Here is an 11,279-nt window from a genome sequence, read left to right as displayed (position 1 = left end):
GCCTATGGCAATTATGATTCATTTATCTGTCTACGAAAACAACTCTTATTAAGGTAACTAAGCTAATTTGTCAAGCTTATTTTTTACCAAAAGAAAAAAGCCTGCGTTTTTAAGCCGATTATGAGCGATCGCCCTCTAAAACTATTGTTAGTAGACCAAGACCCTATCTTCCGGCTAGGGCTACGAGTGGCTTTGGAAGAATTTCCGGATTTGCAAGTGGTCTCGGAAGCTCAAACAGATACTGCTGGACTGCAGATTTTAGCCAAACTTGCACAAGAAGACCCTAACCAAGTTAATTTAGTTGTTTTGGAACTGGGAAATGGTCGCTCCCTCTCTAGTCAGCAGCTCGGTTTACAACTTTGTCGGCATTTGAAAACCCAGTACCCCAATCTGCCCTTATTGCTCCTAAGTTCTGTTCAAGAACAAGGGTTGCTTTTAGCAGCAAGATCTGCTGGGGTTAATGGTTACTGTCCCAAAGGTACGCCTGTTTCTGAATTAGTCACCGCCATGCACGAGATACTAGCAGGTGGCTTATGCTGGGATGGGGAAATGAGAGAGGACACGGGGTATGCTCTTGAAAACCTTTCCGCTTCTTCTCGACTCCCTTTCGCTCAGCTGCGGAAGCGTCTACGCTTATCAGGAATGGGTTACATTAACACTACCTTGGCAGAAGTAACGGCACAATTACAAGTGCCCGGCTTACCTTTACTTGATAGAGCAGTTTTAGCTGGGCAAAGACGAGAATTGTTAGCAGCTCGTTGGCTGCTGAATCGATTATTAGCTTCAGCAGTGGAAAGGCGAGAGGTACCACGTTGGCGTAACGTTCCTACAGGAAATAATTTCGCGTCTGTACAGTTGCAGCCTCCTGCAAATCCCTCACTCAGTACTTTTATTTCCAAATCTGACTCACCAAACAAGCAAAATGCCCCTTCTCTACTCAGCCCGCGATCGCTGCAAGCGGCATTATTTGCATCTTGTATTACCAAGCTTCAGCTTCCTTTACAAAACTTGACAGCTACCCCTCTGGAAATTGATATTTTACGTGAAGATAAAAAACGTGATTTACTTTATCTAGTTCTCCAAAAAGTTGCTGATACTTTAGATGAAATACGAGCTTCTCGGGTAGAAATCAACCAATTATCGGAATTAAAAAATACCTTACTCATTGATGCTTGGGAAGCTGCAACTACAGAGTTTTTTGGAAAATTTGCTAGGGTAAGAGTTGGCAAAAACAATTTAGAAATCGTCAATTTTCTACTGCAAAATTCTGCAATTGTGCAAACAGAGATTTTTCAGAAAATTCCTCTTGCTGAGGAGTTATTTTCTTATCTGTTATTTCAAACTGATTTGCAAATTGATAATGCCTCATATCCAGCAGGAAGCTCTGAAGCAAAAGAGTACGCAGAAATGCTCCTAGAGAATTTGTTAATTCAGATAGCAAATGGTGTGATACAACCGCTGCTCAACTCTTTAGCGGATGTCGAAGAAATTAAACAAAGTTTTTATGATCGCCAATTGATTTCTACGCGGGAAATCGAACGTTTTAGAAATAATTTGTCGTGGAGATATCGCCTGAGGAATTATGTCAATGAGCCTCAAGCAATTTTTGAAAGCCGCTATGAGCTATTTGTTTTTGCACCTCGCGGTATTGCGACAATTTCTATTTATGCGCCGCGTGGACAAGAGCTAGCTCAACTTTCTGGTATCCCGCTAGTGATTACCCTAGCGATAGAATTTCGTGATGCGATCGCCCCTCGTCTACAATCATTATTATCTTTCTTAGGAAGTGGTGTTGTTTTTGTTCTGACGCAAGTTATTGGACGTGGTATAGGTTTGGTTGGTCGTGGGATTCTTCAAGGAATTGGCAGTGTTTCTTTAACCGAAAAAAAGAATAAAAAGTTATGAGTTGGGTATCAGCAATCTAGAGACGCGTCATGGCGCGTCTTTACACATCACTTATTATTTGTCATTGCGAGTGGAACCAAGTGAAACGAAGCAATCGTAAGTGCTTGAGATTGCTTCACTACGCTGGCGCTTCGTTCGCAATGACAACTATTCAACCGGACATGATATAACTAATCAACAGAATTTGATATTAAATGCGTAGCTTCACTTGCAGGTATTTTTGCATCCAAGTTGGGTGCAGGAATATGCTTCATTTCCCAAACTTTTAGCAGAATCAGGTATTCGTAGAAAGCTTGCAAGGTACACCAAGCAAAACCAGCGCGTCCGTCTAAGCAGCCACCTAAGAGAAAATACATATACAAAAAACGTATGAATGGTCTACCTGGTAAGCGCAAGGACAAATCTTTTAAAGCGCGGCGTCGTTCGACTTCTGACTTGCCAAAAAATAAACTGCGCCAGCTAACTGTTCCATTCTCTAATTGATGCAGAGTTTCTCTGGCTTCATCTGTGGAGTAACGATTGTGCTTTTCAATCCACCGGCTTAAACCCTTGCTAGAAGTGTAATGGGGGTATGTTTCTTTTAAAAAGCTTGTTGAACCGTCACAAACTTCTCGTTCTGTGTGACCGTAGTCTGTAAACCAAACTTTACCGTGGCGGAAAAGGCGCAGCTGGTAACGAGGATACTGGGTACTGCGACGAATCCAACGATTCATGAAAATGACGCGTTCAGCGACGTAGTAACCGATGTAGTCTGGATTCTGACTTGCTTTTTCGCATTCTGCAAACAGTTGTGGCGTCATGCGTTCGTCAGCTTCTAGAATGTAAACCCATTCATGCTTGGGAGGTATATTTTCTAGCATCCAAGTACGCTGACGACCGTGGCTTTCAAAAGGATGCTGAACGACGCGAACTGGGTAGCGACTGGCGATTTCGACGGTGCGATCGCTACTACATGAATCTACAACAATAATGTCATCTGATAGCATCGCCGACTCAATACAAGCCGCAATATCTATTTCTTCGTTATAAGTCAATATGTAAATTGAAAACATTCCCAACGTTAGTCATATAAGTTCTCTTGTGCCAGATTATACTTTTTTATAGGGAATACCTGCAAGAGATACGAAATGATTTTCATCAAGGAATGAGTCAAAGTGGCAGTATGAGCTGCGTTAAATTTTTAATGCGTCGTACTGCCTTTGAGGATAATGAACTAGCGTGCAGGTACTTTGCGTTTTGCACTTTGGAAAGCACCCATACTTCTTAATCCTGACCAGCCGATAATGATGTAAGCAACAGACAACAGCAAACTATTCACAACAATCCTTAAACCAGGCTTCCAATTTTCTTGAGCTTGTTTTTCCAGTTCTTCCCGGCGAGTGCGAATTTGAGCTAGTCTTTGATTGGCAAGTTGCTGTGGATCTGTTTGTTGGGCGATAAATTTGTCAAGCTCCTGAGGATTTGCCTTAAACTTCTTGAGTAAATCTTTTGTAGCTTGGGGAACATTTGGGTTATTCAGTGCTTGGTTGTAACGCTGCTCATCTTGAAGCAGTTCACTGTACTGGGTTTTGACTTGAGTTCTCTGCTTTTCTACAGCTGCTTTGACTTGATCATTACCCAGTTGAGCTTGCACTTGGTTGAGCTGGGTTTTCAATTGGTTTTCTGCTACTTGCGCATCCCTAGTGATTTGGTCCACCACTTGAGTTCTTTGGTTAATAATATTCATCGCGTGGACAGGAGCAATAACCAAAAAGAGTAACCCCAAGATACTTGATATAATCAGAGCCGGCATTCTAAAGTCTAGGGGCTGTGGTTGATTGCCATCATCAAAACTGTCAATCCAATACGCCGCGAATAGCATACCCAAACCTACTAATGGCACGACTCCCCGCTCAACCATACTTGCTGCCCATCTTAGTTGCAACTGTTTATCAGTAGGGCTGAAGTCAAGGCTGAGAATGATAAAGTCGATCAAAAAGGACAATATTAAGATTATCCCAATTACCTTAAGTGTACGGGCGGCGATCGCAGCAGCAAAACGGTTATTCATAGTTTTTTGTCTCGTAGTCAATCAGAGTGAATATTCTATATAAAGGTACTGGAATATTGTTTCCATGACGCTATCTATTGTTTATGATTCCGAGATTCTTTTTTGGGTGATATATTTTCTACCCTTTCGATTGAGCTACACCACGGTAGCATCTGTATTCTAGCTTGTCTTCCGGAAATCCTTGTGTTAGAAAATACCAGATATAGATTGACACCATTGATAACCGTAGTAAATATTCCATTAGAGGGATTTCGTGTGCATTTTTCTTGTGTATCAGGTAGGGTGTGAGCCAAGAAATGATTACACACCCAGCGACCACACATAAGTTTAGTGCGTAAGTCCGAGAAGCTTTTCCCAAATTGGCAAATCCTCCGGACGATCAATATCAGCCAACAAAGGCAAGTAATCTACCAATAAATTAAGCGTCTGGGCAGTATCTATAGTCTGTTGCAATACTTGAGAGGTTCCCCAATCTATATTGATAAATAATTCTGGGACGGAACGCTGCAAACCAATCAAGTAATAGCCACCGTCTACCGCTGGACCAAGTACAAGGTCGCACTGCTGAAGTTGTTTAAAGGCTTCTGCTAAAATTTGGTCATTGACATCAGGGCAGTCAGTACCGATAGTAATGACTTTTTCTGCACCTGATTGAAAGGCATTGTAGAAAGATTGTGCCATCCGCGAACCCAAATCTCCCTCACCTTGAGGTTGGTAAGCGATGTCATATCCCAGCCAGTCTTGCATCAGTTGCAAATTACCGCCTGCAAACCGTACTTCACAAGATATGGCAGAAGTTTTTTGCAACTGTTTCACTTGAGATAGGGTGTGTTCCGTCATTTGACGCTGAAGATTTGCCGCGCCTTCAGTTCCCAAAGCAGGTATCAGTCGGGTTTTCGTTTTACCTGGTTCTGGATAGCGGGTGAAAATGATAAGATGCTGTTTTGCTGTTTCTGGTAAATGTAGCACGGGGTACCTGATTTAAATTAACCAGAAATATCTTAATAGCAATACTTATCGTTGCTATCAGCTTCATCGTGTTCTTTTCCAGTTCGCATTGCACCTAAAATTGTAGAAACATAGACGCAACGCCTAGCTTTTGCACCATTTTTACTAGATAAGGTTATCTGTCCCAGTGTGTTTAGTGACGTTTGGGTACACTCATCTTCCACTTGGTAAACAGGACAACCTTGGTAATTAAACATTATTCGCCACTCTTGCTGTGTAGTATGCTGTGGCAAAGTTGTCTCGTACTTTCCTTTATTGTTTCTATTTTTATCAATTTGAATATTTTGGTCAAGGTTATGCCACAAGACATTGTTAGCACTAATAGCATTAGGAATAAATACCTCTGCTTCTGCTTGATGAACCACCCATTGCAAAATGCCGTTTTGTTCACGAAAACTCACTTGCCAGGTTAATTTGCTTTTAGTTGCTTGGCTTTGAGCTTGGCGTATAGCAAGATAAACTTCTTGTTGTGCAGTGTTGAGGCGCACAGTATTAACAAAACCTAGCCAACTTGGAACTGTGATAGCAGCTAAAATACCAATAATTATAATACTCACCAAAACTTCTAGCAGCGTGAAGCCACTGCTTGAACGATTATTAATTCGTAAATAAGAATCTATTTCCTTGAATTCGTGTGCTTGCTTGAGGAAAATATGTTTTATTAGTGCCATTGAAATTTATATTAGTATTTTGAAGACGAGCGAGGGCATTACCACGCAAATAAACTTCGGCTACAACATTTTCTGAATCTACACAAACGTAAAATCCTTGTGTTTTAACATTGCCAATGGCAACAGCATCTCCACTCCCAGAAAATTGTGGTATTTGTTGACCACTAGCGCAGGAGGGGGCTGGATTGCTATTATCATTGATCAGAGTTTGATCAATATAGTCAACTAAAGCCGAAATCCGTTGGTCATAATTCCCGCTCTTTGTCCATTGATTCATCTTATTTTTCAGATTACCTGATGCTTGCAGATTAAATATCTGAAAGCCTTTGTTTCGAGTTTTGTTTTTATCGGTTTCAGTAGCACCATAACCGTCTTTTATTTGAAATCTACCGATTCGAGCAGCTTTAGACCATACAGAGTCCTTATCATCATCTTTAATTAAATAATAGGCAACTAAAGAGTAGACGAAGGTATCATCTTTCTCTTGAGAACCGGGAACGGGAAGTTTATCTGAAAGAAACTGCCGCTTCCAAAAGACAAGAACAGGAAAAAATTTTTTCTTATCACCATACCTTGGTAGTTGCTGCCTAATTTTATCAATTCCATCAGCATCATATATATAGATTGCCTGCTGCAAGTCTCGCGCAATATAATCAAGCGCTGCTTGGATTTCTTGCTCAGTGGTTACCTTTGCCTGCTCTTGTCGATCACTTGTCATAATGTTAATCATGAATCCTAGCAAAGGCGTGATAACAAGAGTAGCGATGACGATGCCTACCAGTAACTCAACTAGGGTAAAACCTTCACTTTTCTGTTTCACCCTAAAGAGTTTTCGCTGCTTAATGAAAAGCCATTTCAGCGGACTCATAATATTAATTTGCCTAGAATAGTTGCGTCTATTTAGCAATTAGATTGAGGATTAGGATTACTGGGTGGAGCTTTCAAACGCGCACAGAAATCATTAAATGTCGTTACCTTATTTGATATTTCTGTAGTCGTTTCTACCAAGGGTGCTTGTCTTGATGTTAAACCTGTTCCCCCAGTGAAAGTTTGTGCTTGTTTAATTTCTGGGTCTTTCAATGCCTTCAGTGTGATGTTATTTTCAAAAGCATCCGCCCTGTAAACTCGCAAGCCCAACTTATAACCATCTTGAGCATTAGAAGAAGTTGGATTATACCCAAATGTCTGAACAATTAAGTCTTTGGAGTTATTATTTGTACAACCTCCTGTATCTCCATCCACACAAAATAATTGATATGCTGATGGAGGAGCTGTGGGTAACGAACAGTAGACATTTGCCGTAGGACAGTTCAAGGTTGTTTCTGAGGGGGCGTTTGGGGGAAAAGATGTACTTGTATTGGTGATAGGAGGAGGTGGAATTGCCCCTGATCTAACTCCATCAATATAGGTTTTAGTAGCGTCAGTTGCCAACTCAACACGTCTTGCTTGCACCCGTGTGGCGACAGATAAGACAATCACAGGTGCGATCGCTGCTAGTAAAATGCCAACAACAACGATTGCTACCAATGACTCAATAATGGTAAAACCTGACTGACTGGATGCAGATGCTTCCTGCTGTTTTTGGTGAATCATATTTCAGCAATTAAAAGTAGAATTGAGTCAAATCAAGGACACGTACCGCGTTGGTCTTGGCTAACAGCGTATTTGAAGTTACTACCGTACGTAGTAGGAGCATTTTCGTAACCGCCAACATTCCCATCTTGTGCAGCACATAGCAAAGTTTTCACCCAAGCATCGTCTCGCCCGACTTCCCTGTAAAACTCACTCGGGTGTTTTGTGGATGGTGTAGTAAAGCGTTGAGTAAATAAGTCAGGTGGCTGACTTAGCAACGCTACATCATAACTCCAGAAACGGTTAGGCTTGGAAGCATTAGTGTCATTATCAGTTGGTGTTTGCCAAGGAGCTGTGGCATAGTTACTGTGTTTAAACTGGATGAAAGAACCAGCGACTGTGTGACTTTTGCCTTCCCAGCGTTCTAAGTAACGCACAAAGTTTTCTAAACCACCATTTGTTTCATTAGGGCGTCCTGGTATGTTACCTTGAGCAAATACGACGTTTGTTTCTGTGTTTGTGGCGATTTTATTGTCGTTTTTCTCGTCACGGAAATCGAACTGGAAATCATTTGATAAAACTGTAATTGCATCAGCAATAACCACTGCTGAACGCCAAGTTTCACCTGTGTTGCAATCAGAAAACTGACCTTGGCGACAGGCGAAGTTAGAATTTAGTGACTGACGTGCATAGAATTTATTACTCCAGTCCTTTTCCTGTTTTAACGAGTTATCTGTGAATTCTTCCTGGGTGTGAATATTGAAATTTCCTTTGATGTAAACTGGCAGGTTAGATGCCAAAATGAGTCCCTTCTCTTCTGGCTTGTAGGTAGCGTTACGGCTTAAGTTGCTGCCATTAATCAGCATGATGGCATTAGGTCGTCGAGTTGGATCTAGTTTGAAGTCGGTAGCACTGACATCTCTACTTTCAGCATTACTTTTGTCTTCGAGTGCATCATCACGGGTTGCATAAATAATCCCACTATTTGGAAATAAAAACTCTCCATTAGTTTTTGGTTTTCTTCGTAACAAATCAAGATCCAAAACAGTGGCACGAATTTCTAATGGTTGACGCGATTCAACATCCAAATCGGAGTTTCCTGGAGTTGATATAGGTTTGTCAATTGCTTCTATCTGCCTTGCATCGAGAAAAGCGGTTTCCATGATAGTGCCATGAGGAATCGCGGAATCGTCAATCCTAATAGAGTTATCCTGATTCCATATCTTCAAAGCGCACATGGCAGAATCAACTGCTGATTGGTCTGAAAGGGTAAGAGGTTTACTAGCTGTAATCTTGTCCCAAGCTTTGTTAAGTGGTTCATTCACCCAGCGTTCGTTTGGGTATTTCAGCGTTGTTTGGTACTTAAGCGCTTCTTCATAACCCGTGGTTGATAGAGACAAAACTGAGTAGACAACACCGTTGTTGGAATTGCCTGCATCAGCAGCAGAAACTGTGGCTGTCAGTTCTAAGGATCTGTTAGGAATTGAAGTAGGAACTGTAACTCTTTGTCTAATGTCTGGTAGTCCCTCTCGGTTTATCGCTGTCTTGCTACTTGTGGGGTCGTAGTAGCTGCTAACACAGGCAATTGGTGTTTGGTAGTCTGTTGGGGTTTTAGGATTGTAGGAATCATCTTGGTAGTGATACACCACTGTAGCCCGCATTCGTAGATAAGGTGTATTGTCATCAGGTAAGCCCTGGCTATTATTAGTAACACCTATTGGCATCGAATCTGCCCAGACTGTTTCTGGATCTGTGATTGCAGCAGCAAATTGAGAAGTTCCGCCACTGGGAGTATAACGGCTAGATAAGTAAATTCCTGCACCCGTGACGACTCGCAAACCCCCAACGATATCCAGAGGACTTTGAGGTTTTTGTGCTGCTGACTTTTCCCAAAAGCCATCTCGGTTGGCTTCTAAATCTTCTAATTGAAATGCTTGGGAAAAACGCTCACGAGTGACAGTGCTATTATTTCCATTTTTATCAATATCCCATTGCTTACCAACAATTGTTTGTCCTTCTGGCGAACTCACAAATCTGTCTTTGGTTGCGTCAAACCACAATTGAGGTAAATTATTGCCAACCAAAATGCGATCGCCAATTTTTAGTTCTCTACCTTCTTTTGCTTGTTCTTCTGGAGCTGTAGCAGCTAAGAAAGTTTTGTTACTACCATTTTCTTTAATGTCTATCTTGGCATAATTTGTAGCATTTGTGCCATTAGCAGGATCATAAGGAAATATCCATGCGTCCACTGGTCGTAGAGAGTTACCACTTCCTTGAAGAGGACTATTTGCTTGAGAGTTATAAGTGGCGAGTGAATCTCCGTTCGGAGGAACTTCAGCGTATGGAACGCGGCGTGTTCGCTTTCTAAAGTAAATTCTTAACTTTTCATTACGAACATTGTCAGGATTTAAAGTGGGGTCAGCATCTAAATCTCGTTTTACTTGCTGTGTAACTTCATCTGGAAGATCTGCAATATTTGTTGCTTGCACTAAACGGTCTATCCGTTGTGCATATGCCTCATCGTTATATGCTGCTGTGTTTCCGTAAACAGATGAAGGTACAGTTTTGTTTATGTTATTAATAGGTTCACTTATAATTGTGCTGTTAGAAGATTGGTTAAACAAATCTACCTGTACGTCATTACCACTGGAATTTTCAGTAACTCTACTATCTATTACATTTCCTGCGACAATAATCTTACTGTTTTCTTCTTTGGAATAGCAAGAGTTAGGACTACTGACTAGATAATACCTAATAGGATTTGTTCCCGCTTTTGTTAGCAGATTACCATTAGTGAAGACGCGTCCATTCAGATTTATACCTTGTTCAGGAGCAATTTCTAAATCATCTTCAAAAACAACAAAATTATTATTAAGAGGTATTCTTTCTCGGTCTTGCTGATATTCTAGAGCTAGAAAACCGTTATTACCTGTAAATTTTTCATATTTAGAAGTATCTAGCCCTGTTAAATCTGTAATTGGTACAGTTGTGGTAAAAACAAAAATGCTTTTTTTTAGCTTATCACCGACTTTGTACCAACCTTGAGTACTGACCAAGTTTCCACTAGTGGTAAACAAGCTCTGACATTGAGTACTAAAACTACTCTCGTCCATCGGTGGTGTTCTTGCTTCTAAAACAGTTCTGGCTCTGCTAGTAGTTGAAGTCCGAAAGTAAATGCCATATAAAGTGTAACTATCAAATTTACTGTTGTTATCCGTATCTACGGGATATTTCCAAGCACTTTTTAAAGTCTCTTCATCTTCTTGAATATTCGTTTTACCGTTAAATTCTTTAACAAGTTTTAACTGTATTTCATTGCCAAAAGTGAACTGGTTAAGATTTTTGTTGATGACTTGGCTTAGTAAATCGTCTGAGGGGGTTGTGCTTGATAATCTCGGGTCTCTAAATAACTGTTCTATTTTTGCTTTTGCTCTTTCAAGGGCTGGTGATGCTGCGTTTAAAACAGCCTCATTCACTCGGACATTACTAGCATTCTTTGCACGTTCAAAAGACCGAAATAAAATAGCCGTTGTCAGTAGCACAACTACGAGTGCTACCATTGCTACTGTCGGTAAGACAAAACCAGCATTCGCACTTGCTCGTCTTCTCTTAGTGACCAGCAAAGCCCTTAAGAGCCAAATAATTTGTTTTTTAATTGCAAAGACATTTTTTTTAATAATTTGTCTATAAATTTTATCTATTTTCTTTAAGATTCTACGATGGTGAGACATACCTGCTTACGTAGGAATTTTTATAATGATAAAACCACATATATATAGATATAAAAACAGATAATTTATCTGTTTTTATCTGCGTCCAACAGAAGTGCATCTGCGGTTCTAAATAGCTCTAAACCGATTGAGGTAACTTCATGAAGGTAATCTTAGGAAAGTAAATTTATAGTACCCACTTGCTAGATAAAACTTATCAAGCTATCGCAAATTTATATGCGAATTAATATTAGATAAATAAAAACCTCCCCTATATGGAGAGGTAATAAAGGAAAATGAAGATTGGTAACAATAACAAAGCCCATCTCCTACAAGAAAAAGGGTTGAGGAGATGTCAAGGTA

Annotated in this window: 8 protein-coding genes; 1 reads left to right on the top strand and 7 read right to left on the bottom strand. The window is 40.5% G+C overall.

The features are described 5' to 3' along the window. The first annotated feature begins 120 nt into the window (after positions 1-120). On the top strand, positions 121-1,905 hold the full coding sequence (locus tag ACM0OZ_RS05775; protein ID WP_414581853.1) for a DUF3685 domain-containing protein: 1,785 nt from the start codon (positions 121-123) through the stop codon (positions 1,903-1,905). 170 nt (positions 1,906-2,075) lie between these two features. Here ACM0OZ_RS05775 and ACM0OZ_RS05770 read toward each other — a convergent pair whose 3' ends face one another. The 7 genes from ACM0OZ_RS05770 to hpsA form a co-directional block, all read right to left on the bottom strand. Next, positions 2,076-2,957, bottom strand: a complete 882-nt coding sequence (locus ACM0OZ_RS05770) for a glycosyltransferase family 2 protein (protein ID WP_414581852.1) — start codon at positions 2,955-2,957, stop codon at positions 2,076-2,078. Positions 2,958-3,118: 161 nt separating this feature from the next. Then, positions 3,119-3,955: an HpsJ family protein gene (locus ACM0OZ_RS05765; protein WP_414581851.1), complete on the bottom strand. Its 837-nt coding sequence runs from the start codon at positions 3,953-3,955 to the stop codon at positions 3,119-3,121. A gap of 327 nt (positions 3,956-4,282) precedes the next feature. Next, the gene (locus tag ACM0OZ_RS05760; protein WP_414581850.1) at positions 4,283-4,924 is read right to left on the bottom strand and encodes a TIGR04282 family arsenosugar biosynthesis glycosyltransferase; all 642 of its coding nucleotides are present in this window, start codon (positions 4,922-4,924) and stop codon (positions 4,283-4,285) included. A gap of 32 nt (positions 4,925-4,956) precedes the next feature. After that, positions 4,957-5,634, bottom strand: a complete 678-nt coding sequence (locus ACM0OZ_RS05755; RefSeq protein ID WP_414581849.1) for a Tfp pilus assembly protein FimT/FimU — start codon at positions 5,632-5,634, stop codon at positions 4,957-4,959. Continuing rightward, a complete protein-coding gene (gene hpsC / locus ACM0OZ_RS05750) occupies positions 5,561-6,502 on the bottom strand; it encodes a hormogonium polysaccharide secretion pseudopilin HpsC (protein ID WP_414581848.1) in 942 nt (313 codons plus the stop codon). Before hpsC ends, ACM0OZ_RS05755 begins: the two co-directional genes overlap by 74 nt. A gap of 32 nt (positions 6,503-6,534) precedes the next feature. Beyond that, on the bottom strand, positions 6,535-7,227 hold the full coding sequence (gene hpsB / locus ACM0OZ_RS05745; RefSeq protein ID WP_414581847.1) for a hormogonium polysaccharide secretion pseudopilin HpsB: 693 nt from the start codon (positions 7,225-7,227) through the stop codon (positions 6,535-6,537). Positions 7,228-7,259: 32 nt separating this feature from the next. Then, positions 7,260-10,937, bottom strand: coding sequence for a hormogonium polysaccharide biosynthesis protein HpsA (hpsA, locus tag ACM0OZ_RS05740; RefSeq protein ID WP_414581846.1), 3,678 nt, complete (start codon positions 10,935-10,937; stop codon positions 7,260-7,262). Positions 10,938-11,279: the final 342 nt, after the last annotated feature.

The sequence above is a fragment of the Scytonema sp. PCC 10023 genome, assembly GCF_963920835.1.
Taxonomy (GTDB): domain Bacteria; phylum Cyanobacteriota; class Cyanobacteriia; order Cyanobacteriales; family Nostocaceae; genus Kalymmatonema.
The sequence above is the reverse complement of the archived record's forward strand: the minus strand, read 5'-3'. Positions and strand labels throughout refer to the sequence as shown.

What these genes read in the sequence shown, in the direction of transcription:
- ACM0OZ_RS05770 (WP_414581852.1), bottom strand. Translation starts at nt 2,957, where the DNA reads ATGTTTTCAATTTACATATTGACTTATAACGAAGAAATAGATATTGCG.
- hpsC (WP_414581848.1), bottom strand. Translation starts at nt 6,502, where the DNA reads ATGAGTCCGCTGAAATGGCTTTTCATTAAGCAGCGAAAACTCTTTAGG.
- ACM0OZ_RS05775 (WP_414581853.1), top strand. Translation starts at nt 121, where the DNA reads ATGAGCGATCGCCCTCTAAAACTATTGTTAGTAGACCAAGACCCTATC.
- ACM0OZ_RS05765 (WP_414581851.1), bottom strand. Translation starts at nt 3,955, where the DNA reads ATGAATAACCGTTTTGCTGCTGCGATCGCCGCCCGTACACTTAAGGTA.
- hpsA (WP_414581846.1), bottom strand. Translation starts at nt 10,937, where the DNA reads ATGTCTCACCATCGTAGAATCTTAAAGAAAATAGATAAAATTTATAGA.
- hpsB (WP_414581847.1), bottom strand. Translation starts at nt 7,227, where the DNA reads ATGATTCACCAAAAACAGCAGGAAGCATCTGCATCCAGTCAGTCAGGT.
- ACM0OZ_RS05755 (WP_414581849.1), bottom strand. Translation starts at nt 5,634, where the DNA reads ATGGCACTAATAAAACATATTTTCCTCAAGCAAGCACACGAATTCAAG.